Source organism: Allocatelliglobosispora scoriae (assembly GCF_014204945.1).
In the GTDB taxonomy this organism is placed as follows: Bacteria; Actinomycetota; Actinomycetes; order Mycobacteriales; family Micromonosporaceae; genus Allocatelliglobosispora; species Allocatelliglobosispora scoriae.
This window is the reverse complement of record NZ_JACHMN010000001.1, coordinates 1,057,073-1,080,768: the sequence shown is the minus strand read 5'-3', so window position 1 is coordinate 1,080,768 and position 23,696 is coordinate 1,057,073. Positions and strand designations below refer to the sequence as shown.

20 protein-coding genes are annotated in these 23,696 nt (G+C 72.5%); 12 read left to right on the top strand and 8 right to left on the bottom strand.

Annotated elements, in window-relative coordinates:
- The first annotated feature begins 44 nt into the window (after positions 1-44).
- The 11 genes from F4553_RS04820 to F4553_RS04770 all read left to right on the top strand — a co-directional run bounded on the left by F4553_RS04820 (position 45) and on the right by F4553_RS04770 (position 9,352).
- Positions 45-764, top strand: coding sequence for a DUF2306 domain-containing protein (locus tag F4553_RS04820; RefSeq protein WP_184832540.1), 720 nt, complete (start codon positions 45-47; stop codon positions 762-764).
- 112 nt (positions 765-876) lie between these two features.
- Positions 877-1,227 (top strand): hypothetical protein, encoded by a 351-nt coding sequence (locus tag F4553_RS04815; protein ID WP_184832538.1) that lies wholly within the window; start codon positions 877-879, stop codon positions 1,225-1,227.
- Entirely contained in the window at positions 1,224-1,892 is a 669-nt protein-coding gene (locus F4553_RS04810; RefSeq protein ID WP_312875089.1) for a nucleotidyl transferase AbiEii/AbiGii toxin family protein, read from the top strand. The genes F4553_RS04815 and F4553_RS04810 overlap by 4 nt, the downstream gene beginning before the upstream one ends.
- Positions 1,893-1,924: 32 nt before the next feature.
- Positions 1,925-2,269 (top strand): hypothetical protein, encoded by a 345-nt coding sequence (locus F4553_RS04805; protein ID WP_184832536.1) that lies wholly within the window; start codon positions 1,925-1,927, stop codon positions 2,267-2,269.
- Positions 2,270-2,516: 247 nt separating this feature from the next.
- Entirely contained in the window at positions 2,517-3,116 is a 600-nt protein-coding gene (locus tag F4553_RS04800; protein ID WP_184832534.1) for a DUF2975 domain-containing protein, read from the top strand.
- Entirely contained in the window at positions 3,116-3,340 is a 225-nt protein-coding gene (locus F4553_RS04795; protein WP_184832532.1) for a helix-turn-helix domain-containing protein, read from the top strand. The genes F4553_RS04800 and F4553_RS04795 overlap by 1 nt, the downstream gene beginning before the upstream one ends.
- A 60-nt stretch (positions 3,341-3,400) precedes the next feature.
- Positions 3,401-3,979: a class I SAM-dependent methyltransferase gene (locus F4553_RS04790; protein ID WP_184833240.1), complete on the top strand. Its 579-nt coding sequence runs from the start codon at positions 3,401-3,403 to the stop codon at positions 3,977-3,979.
- A gap of 162 nt (positions 3,980-4,141) precedes the next feature.
- The gene (locus tag F4553_RS04785) at positions 4,142-6,190 is read left to right on the top strand and encodes a putative bifunctional diguanylate cyclase/phosphodiesterase (protein ID WP_312875088.1); all 2,049 of its coding nucleotides are present in this window, start codon (positions 4,142-4,144) and stop codon (positions 6,188-6,190) included.
- Positions 6,191-6,261: 71 nt separating this feature from the next.
- The gene (locus tag F4553_RS04780) at positions 6,262-7,524 is read left to right on the top strand and encodes an enolase C-terminal domain-like protein (RefSeq protein WP_312875087.1); all 1,263 of its coding nucleotides are present in this window, start codon (positions 6,262-6,264) and stop codon (positions 7,522-7,524) included.
- Positions 7,521-8,372, top strand: coding sequence for an NAD-dependent epimerase/dehydratase family protein (locus F4553_RS04775; RefSeq protein WP_312875086.1), 852 nt, complete (start codon positions 7,521-7,523; stop codon positions 8,370-8,372). The genes F4553_RS04780 and F4553_RS04775 overlap by 4 nt, the downstream gene beginning before the upstream one ends.
- Positions 8,373-8,374: 2 nt before the next feature.
- Positions 8,375-9,352 (top strand): lactonase family protein, encoded by a 978-nt coding sequence (locus tag F4553_RS04770; protein ID WP_312875085.1) that lies wholly within the window; start codon positions 8,375-8,377, stop codon positions 9,350-9,352.
- On the opposite strand, the gene F4553_RS04765 is transcribed toward F4553_RS04770, so the two are convergent.
- The 6 genes from F4553_RS04765 to F4553_RS04740 form a co-directional block, all read right to left on the bottom strand.
- Positions 9,349-10,719, bottom strand: a complete 1,371-nt coding sequence (locus tag F4553_RS04765; protein WP_184832526.1) for a serine/threonine-protein kinase — start codon at positions 10,717-10,719, stop codon at positions 9,349-9,351. The genes F4553_RS04770 and F4553_RS04765 overlap by 4 nt on opposite strands.
- 80 nt (positions 10,720-10,799) lie before the next feature.
- Complete coding sequence (locus tag F4553_RS42245; RefSeq protein WP_221469694.1) at positions 10,800-12,578, bottom strand: ABC transporter ATP-binding protein; 1,779 nt, start codon at positions 12,576-12,578, stop codon at positions 10,800-10,802.
- A gap of 5 nt (positions 12,579-12,583) precedes the next feature.
- Positions 12,584-14,497: an ABC transporter ATP-binding protein gene (locus F4553_RS04755; protein ID WP_184832524.1), complete on the bottom strand. Its 1,914-nt coding sequence runs from the start codon at positions 14,495-14,497 to the stop codon at positions 12,584-12,586.
- A 10-nt stretch (positions 14,498-14,507) separates the two neighbouring features.
- Complete coding sequence (locus F4553_RS04750; protein ID WP_184832522.1) at positions 14,508-15,482, bottom strand: sulfotransferase family protein; 975 nt, start codon at positions 15,480-15,482, stop codon at positions 14,508-14,510.
- A 38-nt stretch (positions 15,483-15,520) separates the two neighbouring features.
- On the bottom strand, positions 15,521-18,961 hold the full coding sequence (locus F4553_RS04745) for an AMP-binding protein (RefSeq protein WP_184832520.1): 3,441 nt from the start codon (positions 18,959-18,961) through the stop codon (positions 15,521-15,523).
- Positions 18,958-20,733, bottom strand: a complete 1,776-nt coding sequence (locus F4553_RS04740; protein ID WP_184832518.1) for a hypothetical protein — start codon at positions 20,731-20,733, stop codon at positions 18,958-18,960. Before F4553_RS04740 ends, F4553_RS04745 begins: the two co-directional genes overlap by 4 nt.
- Before the next feature lie 375 nt (positions 20,734-21,108).
- Here F4553_RS04740 and F4553_RS04735 point away from each other — a divergent pair, with 375 nt between their 5' ends.
- Positions 21,109-22,254: a serine hydrolase domain-containing protein gene (locus F4553_RS04735; RefSeq protein WP_184832516.1), complete on the top strand. Its 1,146-nt coding sequence runs from the start codon at positions 21,109-21,111 to the stop codon at positions 22,252-22,254.
- Here F4553_RS04735 and F4553_RS04730 read toward each other — a convergent pair.
- Together F4553_RS04730 and F4553_RS04725 are read right to left on the bottom strand one after the other, a co-directional pair.
- Positions 22,242-22,658 (bottom strand): hypothetical protein, encoded by a 417-nt coding sequence (locus F4553_RS04730; RefSeq protein ID WP_184832514.1) that lies wholly within the window; start codon positions 22,656-22,658, stop codon positions 22,242-22,244. The genes F4553_RS04735 and F4553_RS04730 overlap by 13 nt on opposite strands.
- A 95-nt stretch (positions 22,659-22,753) precedes the next feature.
- Positions 22,754-23,614 (bottom strand): hypothetical protein, encoded by an 861-nt coding sequence (locus F4553_RS04725; RefSeq protein ID WP_184832512.1) that lies wholly within the window; start codon positions 23,612-23,614, stop codon positions 22,754-22,756.
- Between the last annotated feature and the right edge of the window lie 82 nt (positions 23,615-23,696).

Genomic DNA, 23,696 nt, shown 5'->3' with positions numbered 1-23,696 from the left:
TTTGTATCACATACAGAGTTTTAGTTTCGAGGAGCTGAACCCTTATGAACAGCACTGTCGAGCTGCGGCCCCGCTTCTGGCGCCGCCCCTGGATCGGACCGCTGATGCTCGTCGCCCTGGCCTTCATGGCGTATTCGGTGCCGCGCTACCTCACCTTCGACCCCGCGAACACCAACGTCCCCGCCCCGGCCGGGTTCGGGGCGCATTTCTGGCTCCTGGTCGCCCACGTCGTTTTCGGCTCGGTGGCGATGACGACATGCTGTTTCCAGATCTGGCCGGCCTTTCGCACCCGCTACCCGAGAGCACACCGAGCGATGGGGCGCCTGTACGTCTTCGGCGGCGTACTCCCGGCCGGGCTGCTGGGGATCACGGTCGGCGCGGTCAGCCCGTTCGGACCCGTCGTCCGGACCGGCAACGTCACTCTCGGCGCGGTCTGGCTCATCGTCACCGTCGTCGGGTTCCGGATGGCCGTCGGCCGCCGCACCGCCGAGCACCGGCGGTGGATGATCCGCAGCTTCGCGCTGACGTTCGCCATCATCACCACACGGGTCTGGTCGGTCGTCTTCGCCGTGGCGTTCTTCGGCGATCAGCTCACCCAGAGCGCAGGACCACTCGACCCGACGGTGCAGGTGTTCACCGGAATGGGCGTCTGGGTCGGCTTCATGGTGAATGTGCTCGCCGCCGAATGGTGGCTCGACCGCGGCACGGTGTCCCAGCGGCGGGCGCGCCAGGAGAGACGCGCCCGCCAGCTACGCGTCCAATGAACAGGGTCGGTCCGGTCCGCCCTCCGCCGCGGCCGCATCGGATGGTGGCACTTCACGCACGTCGCCGAGCAGCGGGCTTCAGGTCTCGGGTGTGAGGGGTTACGCTGGTCAGATGGCAGTCCAGCCGCATCGGGTGACGCCGCGCTCCGGCGCGCGTCCCGGTCGGCGTGCCGTCGTCGCACCCGACCTGGCCCTGCTGCACGGCCCGACAGCTGGCGTCGTCGAGCTGCCGCACCGGCTGTTCTGGCAGGCCGACCGCCATGTCGACCTCGACAACGGCAACCTGCTCCGCTGGCTGTACGAGACCGTGCTCCGTGAGGCGATCACGGTCCAGGAGCTGCAGACGTGGCTCGACGGACCGACCCTGCGCTCGCTCTGGGACGAGCTGTACGTCCCGGCGGGCGTACGCGTCGCCTGGGAGTCCCGCCACCCCGGTCTGAAAGCCGTGCCGGCGGCGGTGTGACGACGACGCCTGATCCGCTGCAGACCGAGGTCGCGCAGATCGCCCTGCAGGCGGCTGCCGGTCACGGGTTCGCGCTCGCGGGCGGGCAGGCGCTGATGGCGCACGGCATCGTCCAGCGCCCCACCCAGGACGTCGACCTCTTCACCGATCGGGACGGCGCGGTGCGCTCGGCGACCGCTCTCGTCACCGGCGCGCTGGAGGCGGCCGGGTTCCAGGTCGAGTTGCAGCGGGAGGAGTCCGACCTCGGCGACGTCATCGAGGGACTCGACTCCGAGATCGTCGACCTGCAGGTCAGCCGGTCCACCGACCATGTGCGGCTCTCGCTGGCGAGGTTCGACCGAAACGAGGTTCCGGGGATGATGGAGGTCGGACCGGTGCTGCACCTGGCCGACGTCATCGGCTCCAAGGTCGCGGCGCTGGCCACCCGTGCGGAGCCCCGGGACTACATCGACGTGAGCGCGGCACTGGATCGCTTCACCCGGGAGGAGCTGCTGGAGCTCGGCCGGGCGTCGGACCCCGCGCTCGCCGATGACGAGGTCGCCGACGCGATGGTGCGCCTGGACCGGCTCGCCGACGACGTGTGGCAGCTGCAGTACGGCCTGACACCGCAGGCATGCGCCAGGATCCGGGCGTCGTTCGCCGATTGGCCGCGAGAAGTCGACTGACTTCCCGCCGAGCGCTGGGCATGATTCAAGGCATGGACGCGAGGGTGCGTGGCTGGTCTCTGCTCAAGGTCGAGGCCATCGAGCTGCTCGACGATGACTGGCCGGGCTGGGTTCGCGTGCGCCTGGTCGACGCAGCCGATGTGTCCTGGACTTTCGAGGGCAAGGTGCCGATCTTCTTCGCCGGGGACGCTCCTACCCGGGCCACCAGCCTCCCGGTCGCGGCGCACATCCGCTGCCACGTGCTCCGAACCGATCGCGGGGCGGACGGGCGAGAGGTATCTGTTGTCTCCACCGCCATGGACGGAGTGGAGACCGAGGACGGGCTGGACGAATTTCGAGTGTTCAGCGACCAGATCGAGCAACCCGCAATGGAGTAGCGCGCAAGATCGCGCACGTTCCGGGAAACTGCCCCTACCAGGGTGCGAGATCGTGCTGCTTCTCGGAAGCAAGCCCTACCGATAGGCGCTGAGGGGACTGTTTCCGGGAAGGTACGCGATCATGCGCGATCCCGGGGCCCCGACGCGGCGACGAGAGCCCACCCGGCTGCCGGGGTTGACGAGTCTGCGTACCAGGCATATCGTTTTTCGATATTCGTATTGTTTTTCGATATGCTCGGAGGGTGTCATGGAGACCAGAGGGCTGGGCACGTGGTTGCGGTGGTTGCGGGGGACGGCGACGTTCGTCTTCATCGCCGTCCTCTGCCTGGCGGCGGCGGTGCTGGTGATCACACTCATCCCCGGGTCGCCGGTGATACTGGAGCTGCCGACCGGGACGCTGACCGGGCTGAGGGACGTGGGCGGCGTCGAGCCGGGGGTCGTCGTCGACCCGGACGGCTGGCTCGTCTTCTCGGTCACGGATCCGTCGCCGGCGCAGCGTCTTCTCTACGCCGTGACCATCGTGCCGGGACTGCTCCTGATCGGCGAGATCGCCCGGCGGATGGCGACGCTGCTCAAGGCAGCGCAGGCGAGCGACCCGTTCACGGAGCGGACCGCTCGCGAGCTGACGCTCATCGCCAGGATCACCGCGTTCGGCGGGGTGGGCACGTGGGCGGCGAGCATCCTCGCGAAGTGGTCGCTCTCGGCGACCATGCTCACCTCGGGCGCGGCGGTCGAGGCGAGCCAGTCGCTGGTCGGCTGGCTCGCGGTCGCGTTCATCCTCGCCGCGTTCGGGCAGCTCGTGGCCCGGGGTGTGGCGATGCGGACCGAGCTCGACGCGGTCATCTGATGGGGGAGTCCGCCGAGCACCGGATCGAGGTGCACCTCGACGACCTGCTCGCCGCCCGGGGCATGACCCTCGTGGAGCTCTCCGCGAGGGTCGGGGTGACCGTGGTGAACCTGTCGATCCTGAAGAACGGCCACGCCCGCGCGATCCGCTTCAGCACCCTGACGGCGATCTGCGACGCGCTGGGCTGCACCCCCGGCGAGCTGATCACCATCCAGGAGCCCTGATCGCGCTCATCGCCCACCTGCGATGATGCTCAGGTGAGTACGCAGAATCAATGGACCGCGATGATCCAGGCCGATCCGGCCCACTCGCAGCGCTACATCGACCGCTTCCGGTCGCTGGCGGAGTCGGGGGCCGACCTGGTCGGCGAGGCGCGCCTGATCGACGCGATGCTCCCGCGCGGCTCCCGGATCCTCGACGCGGGCTGCGGCCAGGGCCGCATCGGCGGCTACCTCGCCGGCGTCGGCCACGACGTGGTGGGCGTGGACCTCGATCCGGTGCTCGTCGCCGCCGCGCAGCGCGACCACCCGGGGGCTCGCTGGCTCGTCGGGGATCTCGGCACCCTGGACCTGCCGTCGCTCGGCATCGACGAGGGCTTCGACGCCATCGTGTGCGCGGGCAACGTGGTGACGTTCCTGGCGACCGGAGCCCGCCGGGATGTGCTCCGCGCGATGCGGGCGCACCTGCGCGACGGCGGTCGGGCCGTGATCGGGTTCGGTGCCGGGCGCGGCTACGACTTCGACGAGTTCCTCGCTGACGCGCAGGCGGGCGGCCTGGTGCCGGACCTGCTGCTGTCGACCTGGGACCTGCGGCCGTTCACGCCGGAGTCGGACTTCCTGGTCGCGGTGCTGCGTCCCCGCTGAGCCCTCCGTGGCGTGCACGAAAAGGGGTGGTGGGTGATATCTGAGTAAAAGGCGAATTGTTTCATTTTCTCCTCCTGCTCGGCTACGCTGGCCGTTCGTGCAGCTCGCAGCCCTGCTGAAGGAGGCGACGTGACGCCACAGGCGCTGGCCGGGAGGCCATCGGTGCGAAGATCGGCAGCGCTGCCGACAGCACTCGCCGTGATCGGCGGGGTCCTGGCCGTGCTCAGCCTGGCGCAGGTGCCGCTCGCCGCGCAGAAGGGCCCGTTCTGGGTGATGGCGGTGCTGGCCCTGGGCGCCTCGGCCGCCACCTACATCCCGCCGTCGAGCACCACGCTCGGCGCGGTGGTCAGCCCCTCACTCTGCTTCACCTTCGCGATCCTGCTCTGCTGGGACCTCGGCCCGGCGATCCTGGTGCAGGGGCTCTCGGTGGTGATCATCGCGGTGCGTACCCGGCTGCCCTGGCGGGACGCCGTGGTCGGCGCGGCCCGCTACGCCGCCGCGTTCGGCGCCGCCTACGTGGTGCTGCTGCTCGGCCAGCCCGACCCGTTCCACGCGCTGTCGACCGTCGACCTCTTCACCGACACGATCGCGGTGATCGGCGCGGTCCTGGCGTTCCTCGCCGTCTACGGCTGGTCGGTCGTCGCCACGATGCCCCGGCCCGAGCATCCGCCCGTCGCCGGTCGGCAGCGCGAGCGGATGTCCACTCTGCGGGACCCCGCCGTGCACACCACCGCTCTGATGATGATGAGCCCCGTGCTCGCGGTCGCCGGGCATGTCAGCATCGGGTTCGTGCCGCTGGTGATCATGCCGCTCTACGCCGTCGAGCGGATGGCCCGGCTCTCCGAGGAGCGCCAGCGTGCCGCCCTCACCGACACGCTCACCGGCCTGGGCAACCGGGCCGGCCTGCAGACCGCGTTCGACCGGGCCAACGCTGATCCGCTGCGGAACGGGCGCGGCCTCACCCTGCTCCTGCTGGACCTCGACGGCTTCAAGTACGTCAACGACTCCCTCGGCCACGACACCGGCGACCAGCTGCTCGTCGCGGTCGCCGAGCGGCTCCGCCGAGGTGTGCCGGAGGGTGCGGCCGTCGCCCGGCTCGGCGGCGACGAGTTCGGCATCCTGCTCCCCGACGAGGCGGACCTCGACGGCTCGGTGCCGGCGGCGAATCGGATCAGCGCCGCGCTCAACGGCCCGGTGCCGCTCAACGGCCTCGAGGTCGAGGTCACCGCGGCGATCGGCATCGCCGTCTACCCGCCGCACGGCGACGACTTCGCCACGCTGATGCGCCACGCCGACATCGCTATGTACGACGCCAAGCACGACAATGTCGACGTCGCCCTCTACCGCCTCGGCGCCGACCGGCACCCGCAGCGCCTCGCCATCCTCGACCAGTTCCGCCAGGCGATCGTCACCGAGGACCGCCGGGCCATCGCGGTGCACTACCAGCCGCAGGCGGACCTGAGCACCGGCCGGATCGTGGGAGTGGAGGCGCTGCTGCGCTGGACCGACGCGAACGGGCAGCCGGTGTCGCCCGCCGAGGTGATCTCCGTGATCGAGCACACCCCGGTGATGCACCAGCTCACCGACCGGGTCCTCGACGACGCCATCGCGCAGGCCGGGCAGTGGCACGCGGCGGGGCTGCGACTGCGTACCTCGGTGAATGTCAGTATCCGCGACCTGTTCCGCGACGACCTGGTCGAACGGCTCCGATGTCGTCTCGCCGAGCACCGGCTGCCCGCGCGGCAGCTGCAGCTGGAGATCACCGAGAGTGCGCTGATGGCCGACCCGGGCCGGGCGATGCGCACCGTCGCGGCGCTGCGCGACCTCGGGGTGGGGCTGGCCCTCGACGACTTCGGCACCGGCTTCTCCTCCCTGCAGCACCTGCGGATGATCCCGCTCGACGAAATCAAGATCGACAGGTCGTTCGTCGCCGGGATGACCTCCGACCGGCACGACAACGCGATCGTCTCCTCGGTGATCGCCCTCGCCGGGACGCTGGGGCTGCGGACGGTCGCCGAGGGCATCGAGGACGAGCCGACCCGGCGGCACCTCCAGGCGGCGGGCTGCTCGCTGATGCAGGGATACCTGCTGGCACCGGCCCTGCCCCCGGACCGGATCGCGGGCCTGGTCGCCGCGGGAGGCCTGCCGGCCGTCGCCCCGCTGCCGGGCAACGGGGTCCTCGCCCAGGCCGGATCCCCGGTCCGGCGGTAGCCCGCGGGGCCGCGCCGACCCGTCCGCACAGTCCATGGCCCGGCGGTCGCGGCAGCGGCTACCGTCAGGGCGTGCACAACATCATGTCGGAGACCCAGGCCCCCTGGCCCGCGCGGGACTCCCTGCGGATCACGGGCGTCCGGGCCATCGTCACCGCCCCCGAGCGCGTCCCGGTCATCGTGGTCCGGGTCGACACCAACGACCCCGGCCTCTACGGGTTGGGCTGCGCCACCTTCACCCAGCGCTTCCACGCCGTCGTGGCCGCCGTCGACCAGCACGTCGCACCGATGCTCATCGGCCGGCACCCCGCCGACATCGAGGACATCACCCGGATGGTGCACCTGTCGTCCTACTGGCGCGGCGGACCGGTCCTCAACAGCGCGCTCTCCGGCGTCGACCAGGCGCTGTGGGACATCGCCGGCAAGCGCGCCGGGATGCCGGTCTACGAGCTGCTCGGCGGCCGGGTCCGCGCGGCGGCCGACACCTACCTGCACGCCGAGGGCCCGACGATCGACCACACCATCGAGCACGCGCAGCGCATCCTCGCCGACGGGTTCCGCCACGTGCGGCTGCAGACCGGCGGTCCCGGCGTCGGCACCTATGGCGGCCGGGGCGTGCCGAACTCCTACCCGGACGCGCCCTACCCGGACGGCTGGGACGTGCAGCACTACCTGCGGCAGACCCCGAAGCTTTTCGAGAAGGCCCGCGAGGTGCTGGGCGAGGAGCCCGCGCTGCTGCACGACGTGCACCACCGCCTCACCGTGAAGCAGACGATCGGGCTGGCCCGGGCGCTGGAGCCCTACCGGCTGTTCTTCCTGGAGGACCCGATCCCGCTGGAGCTCTACGACCGGCTGCCCGAGATCCGGGCGGCGGCGCCGATGCCGATCGCCGTCGGCGAGCAGGTCGCCTCCGTCGCCGACGCGGCCCGCCTGGTGACCAGCGGCGGCGTGGACCTGCTGCGGGTGCACATCTCCGCGATCGGCGGCCTCACCCCGGCCCGCAAGCTCGTCGCGCTCTGCGAGCTCAGCGGCGTCGGCACCGCCTGGCACGCGCCCGCCGACGTCTCGCCGATCGGCGCCGCCGCCAACGTCGCCCTCGACGTCAGCACCCCCGCCTTCGGCATCCAGGAGGGCCACCTGTGGCCCGACGCGGTCCGCGAGGTGTTCCCCGGTGCGCTGATGCCCGTCAACGGCTACCTCTACCCCTCCGACCAGCCCGGCTGGGGCATCGACCTCGACGAGGCGGAAGCTGCGAAATACCCGCCCAGCACCCACCTGCACGAACGATGGGCTGCTCGGGTGCGCCGTCCCGACGGCGGGATCGAAGCACCGTGAGACGGGTCCTGGTGACCGGTGCGTCCGGTCGGCTCGGGCGGGCCGTGCTGCGGCTGCTCGCCGAACGCGGCGTCGCCTCGACCGGCCTGGACCTGGTGCCGGTCGCCGACGCCCCGGTCGACCGGATGGTCATCGGCGCCGCCGGCGATGTAGACGCGGTCCGGGAGGCCCTCGACGGGGCCGACGCGGTGGTGCACTGCGCGGCGATCCCGTCACCGTTCCTCGACACCGCCGAGCGGGTCTTCGGCGGGAACTCCCTGGCCACCTTCACCGTCCTGGAGCAGGCGGCGCGGGCCAAGGTGACCCGGGCGGTGCTCGCGGGCAGCCAGTCGATCCTCGGGTTCGCGTTCGCGCCGTCGCCGCTGGTCCCGGCCTACCTGCCGATCGACGACGACCACCCGCTGCAGGCCGCCGACTCCTACGCGCTGGGCAAGCAGGCCGACGAGGCGACGGGGGCGATGATGGCCCGCCGCTACGGGATGACCGTGATCACCCTGCGGTACCCGCTGCTGGGCGGCCTCGGCGACCGGCTGCCCACCTACGCCGACCGCTACCGGTACGAGCCCCAGCGGGGTGCGGCCTCGCTCTGGGCGTACCTGGAGGATCGCGATGCCGCGACCGCCGCGTGGCTGGCGCTGACCGCGCAGCTGTCGGGTTATCGGATGTTCACCGTGGCCGCGCCGCAGACGCTCGCCGCAGCGCCCACCGAGGAGCTGCTGCGGCGGTGGCTGCCGGACGTGCCTAGGCGGCGTGAGCTGCCAGGATGGACCGTGCCGCTGGACCTCGCCCCGGCGACGGAGATACTGGGCCTTCGACCGGAGTATCTCCACCGTCCGAATGGGAGCTGATCGTGCTGCTGGTGGGCTGTTACACCCCCGAACGAGGGCAGGGCGCCGGTGTCGCGGTCGTCGCGACCGAGGCCGGCGTGCCGGTGCGGGTGGAGCGGGTCGTGCCCGCCGCCTCACCGTCCTTTCTCGCCCGGCACCCGACGAGACCCGTGCTCTACGCCGTGGGGGAGACCGAGACCGACACGGGCACCATCGCGGCCTGGTCGACCAGCGGCGACGCGCCGGACGCGCCGCTCGGAGCCGTCGTCGACTCCGGCGGCGCCGACCCGTGCCACCTCACCGTGGACTCCACCGGCCGGTTCCTCGTCACCGTCAACTACACCGGCGGGAGCATCGCGGTGCACCGGCTCGACGGCGGCGGCGCGATCCTGGAGCGCACGGACCTGGTCCACCACGACCGCCACGGCGATCATGAGCGGCAGGACGGCGGGCACCCGCACCAGGTCCGGGCCCTGCCCGGCGGCGCGCTGCTCGTCACCGACCTCGGCGGCGACGCGATCTACCGCTACCGCCTGCGCGACGGGAAGCTGATCGCCGACGGGCTGATCGAGGCACCGGCGCGATCCGGGCCCCGCCACCTGGTCCAGGTCGGCGACGCGTGGCTCGTCACCGCCGAGCTCAGCACGCAGGTGCTGGTCTACGACGCGGACTGGCGGCTGGTCGGGCAGGTCCCCGCGACCCGGTCCACCGGCGAGTGCCTCGTCTCGGAGCTCGCCGTCGGCGGGGATTTCCTCTACGTCGCCAATCGGGGTGTCGACACGGTGAGCGTGTTCCGGCTCGGTGCCGAGCTGCCGGAGTATGTCACCGAGGTGCCGACCGGCGCATGGCCCCGGCACATCGCCGTCGTCGGCCCGCACCTGCACGTCGCCAACCAGAAGTCCGACGAGCTGACCACGATGCTCATCGACCCGGCGACCGGTGTCCCGGCGGTCGTGTCGACCCTCGCCGTGCCCAGCCCCACCTGCGTGCTGGCGCCCTAGACGACGATGCAGATGCCGGTCGCCGTGGCGATCACGACGTCGACCGTGGAACCGGCGGGCACGACCGTGCCTCCCGGCGGGGACTGATCGATGACATAGCACTTGTCGAACGTGGACCTGTACTCGATGCGGGCGACGAGCTCCAGGCGCTTCATCTCCGCCCGGACCTCGACCTCCCGCCAGCCGTACATGCCCGGCACCATCCGCTTCGCGGGCAGCGGGCTCGGCTCGGCCGTGGGGGACGCGGTCGCGGACGGCCCGCCGCCGCTGGGCGCGGCCGAGGCCGAGGGCGCGCGGCGGCTGGGCGTCACGCGCACGGACGGCGACACGCTCGGCGTCGGCACGCCCGAGGCGGCGACGGCAGGGCTCGCGGAAGGCGAGGCCGCGGCGCCCTGCGGCCGAGCGTCGTCAGCGCCGCCATCGGCAAAAACGAAGATCGCGACGGGTACGAGCACCAGCGCCGCCACTGCACCGGCGAGCACCGCCCATCTCCGGCGGCGAGGAGCTGCCGCGTGGGCGGCGACAGGACGGGGCAGCGTCGCCGTCGCCGTGAGCTCCCGGCGGGCCGTGGCGGCGGCGTGCGCGAGTGCGGCGGCGCTGGGCCAGCGTTGGGCGGGGTCCTTCGCCAGCGCCCGCATCACGATGGCCCGGACCGGTCCCGGAATGCTCGCGGGCAGCTCCGGGGGTGCCTCGTTGACGTGCTGAAGTGCCACCTCGAGCGGGTTGTCGCCCGCGAACGGCTTGCGTCCCGCCAGCATCTCGTAGGCGACGATGCCGAGCGCGTACACATCGGTCGCCGGACCGATCTCAGCCCCGGTGACCTGCTCCGGGGCCAGATAGGAGGCGGTGCCGAAGAACTCCCCGGCCGCCGTGAGCCGGTCGGCGGCGATTATCCGGGCGATGCCGAAGTCGGTCAGCGCCAGCCGCCCGTCCAGTCGGAGCAGCAGGTTGGCGGGCTTGACGTCGCGGTGGACGATCCCCTGCTTGTGAGCCACGTGGATGGCGTCGGCGGCCTGGGCCAGGATCCGCATCGCCCGCGACGGCTCCAGCGGGCCCACCCTGTCCACGAGGGAGAGCAGCGACTCGCCCTCGACGAACTGCATCACCAGGTAGGCGAGCGAGTCGGTCTGGCCGTAGTCGTAGATCTCGACGATGCCGGGATCGCTCAGCGCCGCCATCGCCCGCGCCTCGGCCCGGAACCGGGCGGCGAACCCGGGGTCCGTGGCGAGGTTCGGCAGCAGGATCTTCACCGCGACACGGCGATCGAGCACCATGTCGTCGGCGAGCCACACCTCGCCCATCCCGCCGCGGGCGATCAGGGTGACGAGCGTGTAGCGGCCGCCGAGCGTCAACCCCCGGTCCAGCATGGGAGAAGCCTTCGGTATCGGCCGCCGTTTCGTCAAATCCACCGGTTGCGCCAGGTCAGCCGGGCGGGGGACACCGCGGGTCAGGGGCGGTAGGCGGCGGCCTGGATGTTGTAGAGGTCTGCGTACGTCCCGGCCAGCGCCATCAGCGTCTCGTGGGTGCCGCACTCCTGAACGGTGCCCCCGGCGATCACGATGATCAGGTCGGCCATCCGGACGGTGGAGAACCGGTGCGAGACGAAGACCGTGATCCCGCCGGTCTCCTTCGCGACCCGGGAGGCGGTCTCGGCGTACTGGGCGAACAGCCGGTGCTCGGCCTCCGCGTCGAGCGCCGACGCGGGCTCGTCGAGGATCATGAGCAGCGGCTCGTCCCGCATCATGGCGCGGGCCAGGGCGAGCTGCTGCCACTGGCCGCCCGAGACGTCCGTGCCGCCCTCGGCGTGGCTGCGCCCGAGCCGGGTGTCCAATCCGGACGGCAGTGCCGTCACGACCCCGCTGCGGGCACGGGCGAGCGCGGTCTGCACCGCCCGGTCGTCCGCGACGCGGGGCAGGTCGCCGATGCCGACGGCGGTCCGCGCGGTCAGTTCGAACCGGGCGAAGTCCTGGAACCCGGCGGACATCCGCTGCCGCCAGGCGGTGAGGTCCAGGCGGCGCAGGTCGGTGCCGTCGACGAGGATCCGGCCGCTGCTCGCCTCGTAAAGGCGCCCGAGCAGCTTGACGAGGGTGGTCTTGCCGGCGCCGTTCTCGCCGACGATCGCCACGGTGCTTCCGGCGGGCAGCAGCAGGTCGATGCCGCGAAGCACCGGTACGTCGGTCCCTGGGTAGGCGAAGGAGACGTGTTCGAGCCGGATGCCGTCGGTGAGCCGGTCCGGCGGCGGCATCGTGTGGTCGGATCCGACCAGGTTGGTGACGGTCTGGCGTACCTCGTCGAATCGCTGCAGCGACCGGCCGCTGCGCAGGAGCTGCTGCGCGATCGTGACCGCGGCGGCGACCTGCTGGTTGAGCTGCGCGGCGAGCACGATCGCCAGCACGACGTCACCGATGCCGGCCCGGCCGCGGACCGCCTCGCCGACGACGAGGATGAGGGCGCCGACGTAGCCGAAGGCGAAGACCGTCTGCCCGCCGGCCCGCCACAGTCCGGCGGCGAGTTCGCCGCGCCAGATGCGGGTGCTGGAGCGCTGCCAGTGCCGTGCGTAGCGCTGCTGGAGTTCGCCGGTGAGGCCGAGCAGCCGCAGCTCCTTCGCGGAGGCGGCGGCGGTGGTGAGCTCGAAGAGGTGGCGGGCCTGGCGGGTGTCGGTGGCGCTGCGCTCGCGGGCCTGCTCGGCGGCCGCCTGGGCTTTGCGCCCGGCGAGCAGCGGCAGGACGGCGAGCAGTGGCAGGGCGATCAGCGCGGGGTGGGCCAGGGTGAGCAGCACGGTGGTGATGAGGAGTCCGACGGCGAGCGATGCTCCGGTGAGCAGGGCCTGGAGCCCTTCGCCGAGCCGCTGAAGCTCCTCCTGGACCAGTGCCATCCGGTCGGCGTGCTCGGGGCGCTCGTGGTGGTCGAGGTAGGGCGAGCCGTTGCTGACGGCGATCAGCCGCTGGTCCATGGTGAGGACGTTGATCTCGGAGACTTCGAAGTAGGCGATGTGTGCGAAGTGCGCGCAGGTCAGCGCGGCCATCGCGCAGGCGGCGACGATGATCCCGGCGGTGGCCGCCCGGTCGGCGTGCCCGGCGATGGCCTCGTTGGTGAGGTGTTTGAGGGCGAGCGCGCCGGCGGGGACGGCGACGGCGTTGCCGGCCATCAGGGCGATCGCGATCGCCATCTTGCGCGGGTGCTGCCGGAAGGAGAGGAGCAGGAGTCCTCGGATCGCTCGGAACACCGCTGCTACCGGACCTTCTGCGGCTGGGCCGCGTCGTCTGGCGATTCGACCGGGGTGTCCGTGTCGAACCGTTCCGCCTGGAGGGTGAACATCGCCGCGTAGCGGCCGCCGAGCGCCACCAGCTCGTCATGGGTTCCCTGCTCGGCGACGCGACCGCCGTCGAGCAGGACGATGTGGTCGGCGAGCCGGACGCTGGCGAACCGGTGCGAGATGAGCACGGTGGTGCGGCCGCGGGTGAGTTCGGCGAACCGGGCGTAGAACTCGGCTTCGGCGCGGACGTCGAGGGCGGCGGTGGGTTCGTCGAGGACGAGGATCGAGCTGCCGTGGTAGAGCGCGAAGAGGGCGCGGGCGATCGCGATCCGCTGCCACTGCCCGCCGGAGAGGTCGGTGCCGTCGTCATAGGCGCGCGACAGCAGCGTGTCCAGGCCGTGGGGCAGGCCGTCGAGGGCGGCGAGGATCCCGGCGGCGTCGGCGGCGCGCCGGATCCCGTCGGTGTCGTCGAGGTGGCCGACGGCGCCGAAGCCGATGTTGGCGGCTGCGGAGAGTTCGTAGCGGACGAAGTCCTGGAAGACGACGGCGATGCGGGCCTGCCAGTCGGCGGTCGGGAGCCCGGCGAGGTCGACGCCGTCGGCGAGGACGGCGCCGCTGGTGGGGGAGTAGAGCCGGGCGAGGAGCTTGACGAGGGTGGTCTTGCCGGCGCCGTTGACTCCGACGATCGCGGTGCACGTGCCGGACGCGAGCGTCAGCTCGAGGCCGTCGAGGACCGGCCGGTCGGCGCCGGGGTAGCCGAAGCGCACCCCGGCGAACCGGATCTGCGGTGCCGTGCCGATCCGGGCGGCCGCACCGGCTGCGGCCGGGTCGTCGGGTTCGGTGTGGCGGGCCATCGCTGCTTCGAACCTGCTGATCGCGGTGGCGGCGTTCATGCCGTACTGGGTCTGGGTGTCGGAGTCGGGGTAGAACTCGCCGAGCCGCAGCAGCGCCATCACCGCCTGCAGGACCAGGGCCAGCCCGGCCAGGTCCAGCGCGCCGCCGGCGGCCCGGCGGCCCGCCAGTGCCAGCACGACGGCGGTGAGGGTCAACCCCACCAGGGTGTACGCGAGGTACGGCTTGAGGTAGATGCGCCGCCGCTCGGCCCAGACCGGGGCGAGGGTACGCAGGTAGACCTCGCGGTACCGGTCGGCGAACCAGCCGGTGAGCCCGAAGATCCGCAGCTCCTTCGCCGCACCGGCCCCCATCGCGGTCTCCCGCAGGTAGCGGCTCTCCCGGCGGATCGCCGCCACGTCCCGGATGACCCGGGCGTAGCGGCGCAGCCCACCGCGCTGACCCTGCCGGAACAGCAGGACGACCGTGAGCACCGCCAATGCCGCCCACGTGTTGAGCGCCGCCGCGACGACCACGGTGAATCCGGCGACCTGCGTGTAGGGCCCGACCAGGGCGATCAGCCCGGCGTAGGCGGCGCCGGGGGTGCGGAACGCGAACCGCAGCTCGTGGCTCGCCTCGCCCAGCTCGTCGAGGACCGCCTTCTCCTCCAGCGGGGTGATCTCGCGGGAGGAGAGGGCGGCCTGGATGAGGCGGGCGTACATGTGGCCGTCGACGCGGCGGCTGAGCCGTTCGCCGAGCGCCTTCTGCGCGGCCTCGGCGAGCTGCAGCCCGATGAGCGCGCCGCAGGCGGCGATCAGCGCCCGCCACAGCCCGGACAGGTCGACCGCGCCGCCAGCGAGGGCGGCCGGGATGCGGCCGACGGCGGTGCTGACCGCGAGCGCGAAAGCCACCGGCAGCAGTCCGCGCAGCAGGCTCAGGACGATCGCGGCGGTGCTGGCGCCGATGCCGGCCGCGGGCAGCAGGCGGGCGATCCGCCATCGGGCGCCGACCGCGTCGGACCAGAGCCCGGCCCGGGGCTGGGTGGTTGTGCTCGTCATCGGTCCCGGGTCACCCGAAGATCTCGGCCCGCAGCGGCTCGGGCAGGTCCAGCTCCGTGGTGCAGGCGCCCACCGAGGCCTGGTACGCCGACCGCACCTCGGGGCTGTCGGCGACGGCGAGCTCCTCGGCGGTGAGGCAGGTGATCTCGCGGGCGCGGTAGCGGTATTCGTCGCCGGATCCGTGCAGGCCGGGCACGATGTAGGGCTCCGGCTCCACCGGGTTGTGGATCTTCGACTGTTCGGAGTTCAGGTCGCCGGCCTGCCCCCATCCGGTGAGCATCGCCGGGTCGTAGAGGTCGCTGATCCCGATCCGGGCGAACAGCCGCGACACCGTCTCCTCCGGCCGCTTGCTGCACTCGTAGGGGAAGTGCGTCGTGGCGAGTCCTTCACGGGCGGCGAAGCTGCGCATCCGGGCGTAGTTGAGGGTGCTCAGGTAGAAGTTCTCCGCCACCCGCTCGCGGCCGATCTTGCCCTCCCACTTCGCCATCCACGAGTCCATCGACGCGCGCGGCTCCCGGTCGAGCACCATCAGGTGCAGCTTCTCCACCGGCCACCCGGCTTCGATGAGGCACTGGGCGGGGTTGAAGAGGTCCTCGAACGGCACGTACGGCCCGGCCATCTCCTTCGCGAACGCGACCGGCTCGCCGACCGGCGGCTTCCACGGCGCGCCCTGGCCGCCGGTGAGCACGAACCGGCCGATGGTCTTGACCGGCTGGTAGTAGGAGGCGGCCCCGGCCATGCCGAACAGGTTCGTCACCGCGGTCGACCCGACCCGGCAGCGGCCCCATCCGACCACGAGCAGCGGGAAGTCGGCCGCGGCGACCCCGGCGAACCCGGTCCGCAGCGTCGCCACGATCTGCGCGGTCACCTCCGCCACCGTGGTCGTGACGACCTGGTAGCGGTGGTCGGGCGGCAGCGGTGTGTCGAGCAGCTCCGGCGCGTCCTGGGCGGCGAGCTCCCGCAGCGTCGCGAAGGTCTCGGTCATCTATGTTCTCCCTGCTGGTGTCGGTGGGGTCAAGCGGTTCAGGGCAGTTCGAGCAGCTCGCCGACCTCGCTGACCGCGACGTCGCGCAGCACCGCTTCGCACAGGAGCGTCTCGATGCCGCGCAGCGCCCGCAGGCACGCCGCCGGGGAGATCCGGCGGGTGTCGGCGAGCAGCTGCAGCGCGCAGCCGTCGGCGAGGTAGGGCATCTGCAGGTAGAAGGTCATGTCGTGCTTGGCGAGGGCGGCGACCTGCGCCACGGTGGTGGCTGCGCGCAGCCGGTCGAGGTCGGCCCGGGTGGGTTCGGCGGGCAGCGTCGGCTCCCAGTCGCGGCCCATCCGCGCGTCGTTGAAGAACGCCGACAGGTCCCGGTCTGCCGCCTCGGCCGTCAGCAGTGCGGCGAGGTCGTCGGGCGGGTAGGCGGCGTGGAAGTAGGACTCGGTGGAGTCGCGGTAGCAGCGGCTGATCGCCGCCAGCACATCGCCGCCGCCGGGCCGGAAGACGTAGATGCCGTCCTGGGCGGCCTGCGCCGCGAGCTCCTTCTGCCGGGGCGTGTAGCGGTTGCCCGCGATCAGCTTGAGAACCACGTCGTCGCGGCCGCTGGCGGCGCCGAGGACGAGGCCGGTGGCGGCGAGGAGCACCGTGGACGACGACGTACCGGTGCGCTGGGCGAGGGCCGCGGCCGCTGCGGGGATGGCGGTCGACTCCAGCCGCCAGCGCACGATCGGCAGGTCCCCGCCGTCGAGGTCCGGTCCCGCGAAGAGCCGCTGCGGGGCGGCGGGAAGCTGGGCGCGCCAGAACTCCAGGGCCTGCTCGGCCCGCCGCTGCCCGGCCGGGGACTGCTCGTAGGCGGCCTGGTCCAGCGGCCGCCAGCCGACCGGCGGCAGGGCCTGGTCCGATTCCAGCAGGTCGCGGCACTCGCCCAGCAGCAGTTCCAGCGCCCAGCCGTCGAGCACCGCGTGGGAGGCGGCGACCGCGAACGCGTCGGCCTGGCCGTCGGCGGTGATCAGGGCGACCCGGACCGGCCACTGCGAGGTCAGGTCGAACGGCGCCGCCGCCAGCGCGGCTGCCGCCTCGTCGGGGTCGCCGTCGCGCAGCTCCAGCCGGTGGTCGCCGGATGCCTGCACCCGTTGGCGGGGGCCGGTGCCGTCGTCGGTGACGAGGGTCCGCAGCACCTGGTGCCGCCCGACCAGTTCGCTCCAGGCGGTCACGGCGTCGGCGATCGGCACCGGGCGGCCCAGTCGCAGGACGCGCTTGATGTTGAAGTCCGCGCTCGCGTCGCCGAACCACTGCAGCGGCCGCCACATCGCCTGCTGTCCCCAGGTCAGCGGAGCGTCGCCGCTGTCGGCCGCGGCGAAGGGCGCGCGTACCCCACCGGTGTCGGTGCCGATCGGCGGGGCGGGCGCGACCGGCGTGCTGCTCGTGCGCGGTGGCCGCTGCCCGGCGGCCGGAGCCGCCGCGCGGCCGGGACCGCGCCCGGCGAGCGCGGCGGCGAGCGCCCGCACGGTCGGGTGGTCGAAGACGTCGCTGATCGCGGCGGGCAGGCCCAGTTCTTCGTCGAGGCGGGTGACGACCTCGACGACCTGCATCGAGTCGCCGCCGAGTTCGAAGAAGTCGTCGAGGGCGCCGAGGCGGTCGGTCTTGAGCACGTCGGCGACGACGGCGGCGACGGCGATCTCGACCGGCCCGGTGGGCTCGGTGAACGCCGTGGTCAGCGCGGGGCGGATCGTCTGGGCCTGGGCCAGGCGCCGGGTGTCGACCTTGCCGTTGGGGGTGAGCGGGTAGGCGGCGAGGTAGAGCATGCGGGCCGGGATCGACGCCTCGGGCAGCAGGCTCGCCGCGTGCCGGCGCAGCTCCGCCTCGGTCGGCAGGTCCTCGCCTTCGGGGCGCAGGTAGGCGACGAGCTGCACCTCGTGCCCGTCGGGTTCGGCGACGACGACCGCTTCGGCGATCCCGGGGCAGCGGCGCAGCGCGTCCTCGACCGCGGGCGGCTCCACCCGCTGTCCCCGGATCTTGACCTGCCGGTCGGCGCGGCCCAGCACGTCGAGGACCCCGTCGGGGCGCATCGACCCCAGGTCGCCGGTGCGCAGCAGCCGTGCTCCCGGCGGGCCCCACGGGTGCGGCACCCAGCGCTGTGCGGTGAGGACCGGCTGCCCGTGGTAGCCGCGCCCGATCACCGACCCGCCGAGGTGGATCTCGCCGGCCTCGCCGAACCCGAGCGGCTGCCCGTCCGGGCCGAGCACGTAGACCTCGGCGTTGCGGATCGGCGCGCCGACCGGCAGCCGCTCGCCGACGGTGCGGTCCGCGCCGATCCACCACCAGGTGGCGCCGACGGTCTCGCTCATGCCGTAGTGGTTGCCGAAGCCCGACGCCGGGCTGGCGGAGATCCACCGGTCGAACTCCGGGGTCAGGTAGAGCGGCTCGCTGCCGATCATGACCTGGCGGGCGATGTCGTCGACCCCGCCGAGCGCGGTCATGGCCCGCACGTGCGACGGGGTGAGCTTGAGGAACCCGCAGGGCGCCTGCGCGGTCAGCTCGATCAGGGCGTCGAACGGCACCGGTTCCGGTGCCACGACCAGTTCCCAGCCCGCGATCAGGGCCGTGAACAGGGTCATCACCGAGCCGACGAAGTGCAGCGGCGCGTGCAGCACCGCCCGTTCCTTGTCGGTGAACGGGAACTCCGCCGCGCACCACCGCACGTAGTTGACGAGCTGCCGGTGTGTTCCCAGCACGCCCTTGGGGGTGCCGCTGGTCCCGGAGGTGTACATGATGAACGCGAGGTTGTCGATGCCGCAGTCCGGATCGCCGTCGTCTGCATCGGACTCCGGTGCCGGCGGGTGCGCGATGTCGAGCACCGTCCCGCCGTAGCCGGGCAGCAGCCCGGCTGTCGTGGCGGAGGCGATGACGACCGGTTCGCCCGCGTCGGCGAGGATCCGCGCCAGCCGGTCGGGTGGTTCCAGAAACGACATCGGCAGGTACGCCGACCCGCTGTGCAGCACCGCGAGGATGGCGGTGACGGCGTCGACCGACCGGGGCAGCAGCACCGCCACCGGCGTCTCGGCAGCGGCTCCGTGGCCGCGCAGCACTCGCGACCACTCCCGGACCCGGCTGATCAGCTCGCCCGCGGTGACGGTGTCGTCGCCGCAGCGCACCGCGATCCGGTCCGGATCCGCCGTGCAGGCGCGCTCGACCAGCACCTGCACCGGCTGCTCGTCGATCGCCACCCGCGGGCCGAGGGCTCTCGCCGTCGCGGGGTCCACGGCGGCCGCGGTCTCGTCGACGGGGGCCGCGGCGGTAGCCCGCGGCGAGCGCAGCGACCTCGGCCGCAGGTCGGTCCAGTGCTCGGCGACGTAGGCCAGGCATTCGTCGAGCCCGCCCTCGGCGCCGGTGCTGCTCCAGCCGTCGGGTCGGTCGCGGTCGGCGGGCCAGAGCGAATACTGGTCCTCGCCGTTGACGACGACGGTCAACCGGTCGGGGCTCACTGGCCACCGCCGAGGGAGCGGACGGTGTCGAGCCAGGCGGTCTTGGCGTACCACTCGGCGGTGAAGCCGGTGAAGACCGGTGCGTGGCCGCCGTGGGCGTCGGTGTGCGCGGCGATCTCCCGCCAGAAGATGTCGACGAGGGCGGAGAACCGGCTGGCGGTGCGCATGTCGTCCACGGTGAACGGCGGCCCGTCCATCCGGACCAGCCGGATGTCGTAGGCGCCCCGGTAGTTCTTGCCGCCCACGCTCAGCGGCGGCAGCCACATCGCGGCGCCCGGCGCTCGCAGGGTGAAGCGGACCCGGGCGGTGCTGTGCCCGCCGTGGCGCAGGTCCGCCCATTCGCCGATGTCGGGTACGAGCGGCGGGAAGAAGTAGTGCCGGTTGCGGGGGACCTCGGCGCGGTCGAAGTTGCCGGGGACGAAGTGCCAGCGGTTGTACATCATCCGCTGTGCGACCTGCCACAGGATGTCGGTGACCTCCTCCTCCGGCAGGTCCTCGGCCATCGCGGCGCTCGGCAGCACGCAGCAGAAGAAGTCGGGCTTCTTCAGCGCCTGCATCCCTTCGCCGAAGCCCTCCGCCTCCTGCGCGAGCCGGGCCAGGTCCCGGACGCCGCTGGACATGCCGTAGTCGGCTTTCCCGGCGACGACGGCGGCCAGGACGATGCTCTGCAGCACGTCCTGCAGGTCGTCGACGCCCAGGCCGTCGGCGGCCGAGCGCAGGGCGTGGCCGGTCATCCGGCGTACCCAGGTCGCGGCGTCGTCGGCGGCGCCGTCGTCCCAGCGCCGGGCCGAGGCGAGCGCGAGCATGGCCGGGGCGGGCTCGGCGAGCACCCGGTCGTGCTGCGGCCAGGGCAGCAGGAACTCGTCCTTGGCGTAGGTCAGGCCGTTGACCCGGCGGTAGCGCATGGCGTCGCCGCCGTCGACGAGCGGCACCAGGTCGCCGGCGATCGCGGCGAGCTCCGCCAGCGTCGCCGTGCTCAGGTCGGTGGCGGGGGCGGCGCCGAGCGAGGTCCGGTAGGCGGCGCACCGGCCCAGCAGCACCTGGCGCAGTCCGACGGCGCTGAGCTGGCGGCCGTTGAACTCCTCGAACCGCACCGCCCGCCCGGTGCGGAACAGCAGCTGGATGGCGGCGACGAACAGGCGTTCCTCGGGGGCCCAGTCCGCGGGGTCGCGGTCGCGCAGGGCCGGCAGGACGGCGTCGCGGATCAGGGTGCTGGAGCCGGAGTCGGAGCGGGAGAAGATCCGTCGTCCGATGTAGACGAGGACGGTTTCGACGCGTTCGACCCAGTCGATGACCTCCTCCAGGCGCCGGGCGAGGGAGCCGTCGGCGACCCAGCCGGTGAGCAGTTCCTCGAGCTGGCGGCGCTCGTTGTCCTCGGCGGCGCGGGCGGCGCGGTCCTCCTCGTCGACCATCTCGCGCAGCCAGTCCGGCAGGGCCAGCCCGGCGACGACCTCGCTGTCGGGGTGGTCGCCGAGGGCGGGTTCGTGCAGGGTCAGCTTGCCCAGCGCCGAGTGGGCGAGCAGCACGTCGCAGGCGGCGAGGCCCGGGGAGTCCACCGGGGTCAGCGTGATCTCGTCGCGGCCGAGCAGGTGCCGGATGACGGACTGCTCGCGCGGGGTCATGCCGTCGACGGCGGAGCGGAACGGGATCTTCCCGCTCATGGTCAGCAGCCGTACGGTGCCGTGGTGGGCGCTGGCGCCGAAGAGTTCCTGCGGGTCTCGGGCGCGCTGGAGCTCCTGGCTCCATTGGTCGAGCTTGGTGGTGCGTCGCATGGGACCTCCAGCCTTCCTGACCGGGAGTGGGCGGGCCGGTGTTCGGCTTACCGGCAGCCCGCATGACCGCCGGAGCGGCACGGGGGATCCCGGGCGCCAGGATGCGATCGTCGGCCGGAGGACGACGATTCGGAGTGTCTGGCTGGTGTGGGATGGCGTAGGCAGCGGTCGTCGTTGAGCGCTCAACGCCCGAGCGTGTGCCCATGGTCGGGAGAGCGCTCCCATGGACAGGTAGATCATTGTCGAGAAATTCTTCAATGTCAACGCAATGTTAATAGTGATCTAGCGGCTCTTCGATGGGTGCCGGGCGGTTCCCCTGCGGGTGTCACTCCACCCCGATAGTCTCGGCGTGAACCCATGCCCGAGAGGTGAGTCATGACCGATCTGCGCCACATCCTCGACAGCCATGTGAAGGCCGGCCCGGTTCCCGGTGCGGTCGCCCTCGTCGCGCGCGGCGACGAGATCGAGCTGGCGGTGGCGGGCTCCGTCGATGTCGAGGGCACGGCGCCCATGGCCCGCGACTCGATCTTCCGGATCGCCTCCACCACCAAGCCGATCATCGCAGCCGCCGTCATGATGCTCGTCGACGACGGCGTCCTCGCCCTGGACGCGCCGGTCGCGACATGGCTCCCCGAGATCGCTGAGCCCAGCGTCGTGCGCACCCCGCAGAGCCCCGCCACCGACCTCGTCGCGGCCGCGAGGCCGATCACCGTCTTCGACCTGCTGACGTTCCGGGCCGGTTGGGGCTTCCCGTCCGACTTCACCCTCCCGGCCGTCGGGCTGCTCTTCAGCGAGCTGCGGCAGGGGCCGCCCGTGCCGCACGCCGTCGCCGCCCCCGACGAGTGGATGGCGGCGCTGGGCGGCGTGCCGCTGCTGCACCAGCCGGGCGAAGCCTGGCTCTACAACACCTGCTCCGACATCCAGGGCGTCCTCATCGCCCGCGCCTGCGGCCGCCCGCTGCCGGAGTTCCTCGCTGAGCGGATCTTCGAACCGCTCGGCATGCGCGACACCGGCTTCGCCGTCCCCGCCCGCGACCTCGACCGCTTCACCAGTTACTACACGCCGACCCCCGACGGCGGCCTGGAGCTCGCCGACACGCCGGACGGGCAGTGGAGCAGCATGCCCGCTTTCCCCTCCGGTGCCGGCGGGCTGGTCAGCACCGCGGACGACTGGCTGGCCTTCGGCCGGATGCTGCTCGCCGAGGGCAGCTCCGCGTCGGGGCGCCGGCTGCTGTCGGCCGAGTCGGTGCGGCTGATGGGCACCGACCACCTGACCCGGGCCCAGCGCGAGGCGAGCGGGCTCTTCATCGAGGGTCAGGGCTGGGGATTCGGCGGCTCGGTCGACGTCGAGCCGATCGACGAGTGGAATGTTCCCGGCCGCTACGGCTGGGTCGGCGGCACCGGCACGGCAGCGCACGTCATCCCCGCCACCGCGACGGTGTCGATCCTGCTCACCCAGGTGGGGATGGCCGGACCGACCCCGCCGCAGATGATGCGCGACCTCTGGCGCTACGCCGCCTGAGCCGGCGGCGCCTCGGCGAGCGCGCCCTCGACGTAGGCCACCCAGGAGTCGGCGGCCGGCGTCGCGTCCTCGAAGTCGGGCTCGGCCCAGATCCGCCCGTCCTCGCCGATCCACAGCACCAGATAGTCGGCGTATCCGATGTGGACGAGGCCGGGATGGGGCGGGTCGCCGGCGCGGGCCACCTCCCATGCCGCGGGGATCTCGGCGCTGGTCCGCAACCCGAGCCGCAGCCGGCCGAGGATCAGCCCGCCCGCCTCCCGCTCGAACGCGAGCGCCGCCGCGAACGCGGGCTGCCCGGTCGCCGCGAGCCAGTCGCGGGCGGCGTCGCCGAGCGCGAGTTCCGGATCGCGCCCCACCCGGGGGTGCGCCCACAGCGCCGTGATCCGGCTCGTCAGTGCGTCCACGATCAACACCATAGCCGCGTACGCCAACCGCCGCCGGTGCGACGACAGCGGCGCCCGGCGGACGCGGGTCCGCCGGGCGCCGCTTTCTGCGCCGGTCAGCTCGTCTTGACGCCGGTGATGGCGTTGCCGCCGCCGAGCTTGGAGTTGCTGACGGTGAACGTCCAGGTGCCGGAGCCGACCGGCAGCCCGGTCACCTCCACCGTCCACGTACCCCCGGACTGGGTGGCGTTGGTCTGGCTGCCGGTCGGCGGTGTCTTGCCGTAGAACTTCTCGGCGATCGAGGTACTGGAGAAGCGGGCCATCCGCTGCCGGTTGTCGTCGCCCCAGGCGGCCATGAAGTAGCTGACATAGCCGGCCGCGTCGGTCGCGTAGTCGGTCCTGTTGACGAACACGTCGGTGGTGGCGGTCGGGTGGCCCAGCTGCGATTTCATCATCGTCAGCCGGGCGTCGTCGCCGTGGGCGTTGCGGTAGTTGCAGGCCGTGAAGCCCGAGCCCGCCGCCTCGCAGCTCAGGGTGGTCCACTGGCTGTTCGGCTTGCCGTGCCCCTCGAACTGCGCCACCGCAGGCTGGGTGGCGTAGAGGTCGAGGCGGGACCTGCTCCCGGTCGCCCATGCCGCCAGGGTCGCGAGCCCGTACTCCTTGGCGGTGGACGGATAGCTGACCGGCTGCTGGCCGCCGCCCCCGCTCGTCGCGGACGGCTTCGGGGCGGCGCTGGAACCGGCCGTGGCCTGGGCGCTCGCGGTGGGGGTCTCGTCGAGGGTGGTGCCGACCGTGGCGTCGGCCTGCGGGGCGCCACCGTCCTTCTTGCCGCAGGCACCGGTCGCGAGGAGGGCGAAGGCGAGCAGTCCCGCCACGGCCAGTCCTCGGCGCCCGACGCGGGCGTGCTGTCCGCGATGGTTCGGCGAGTGCGGGTGATCGGCGTCGGCGAGCGCGCGGGGCAGCGGTGAGTAGTTCATGGCCGAAAGGTTAAGTTGATCGTGGTGGCATTCCCAGGTCTGGTCGCACATCCGACCTTGAGGGACATGCGGTGTTGACCGC

Coding starts and splice junctions, on each gene's coding strand:
- F4553_RS04750 (WP_184832522.1), bottom strand. CDS start 15,482: ATGACCGAGACCTTCGCGACGCTGCGGGAGCTCGCCGCCCAGGACGCG.
- F4553_RS04800 (WP_184832534.1), top strand. CDS start 2,517: ATGGAGACCAGAGGGCTGGGCACGTGGTTGCGGTGGTTGCGGGGGACG.
- F4553_RS04805 (WP_184832536.1), top strand. CDS start 1,925: ATGGACGCGAGGGTGCGTGGCTGGTCTCTGCTCAAGGTCGAGGCCATC.
- F4553_RS04725 (WP_184832512.1), bottom strand. CDS start 23,614: ATGAACTACTCACCGCTGCCCCGCGCGCTCGCCGACGCCGATCACCCG.
- F4553_RS04815 (WP_184832538.1), top strand. CDS start 877: ATGGCAGTCCAGCCGCATCGGGTGACGCCGCGCTCCGGCGCGCGTCCC.
- F4553_RS04735 (WP_184832516.1), top strand. CDS start 21,109: ATGACCGATCTGCGCCACATCCTCGACAGCCATGTGAAGGCCGGCCCG.
- F4553_RS04765 (WP_184832526.1), bottom strand. CDS start 10,719: ATGCTGGACCGGGGGTTGACGCTCGGCGGCCGCTACACGCTCGTCACC.
- F4553_RS04795 (WP_184832532.1), top strand. CDS start 3,116: ATGGGGGAGTCCGCCGAGCACCGGATCGAGGTGCACCTCGACGACCTG.
- F4553_RS04740 (WP_184832518.1), bottom strand. CDS start 20,733: ATGCGACGCACCACCAAGCTCGACCAATGGAGCCAGGAGCTCCAGCGC.
- F4553_RS04790 (WP_184833240.1), top strand. CDS start 3,401: ATGATCCAGGCCGATCCGGCCCACTCGCAGCGCTACATCGACCGCTTC.
- F4553_RS04755 (WP_184832524.1), bottom strand. CDS start 14,497: ATGACGAGCACAACCACCCAGCCCCGGGCCGGGCTCTGGTCCGACGCG.
- F4553_RS04820 (WP_184832540.1), top strand. CDS start 45: ATGAACAGCACTGTCGAGCTGCGGCCCCGCTTCTGGCGCCGCCCCTGG.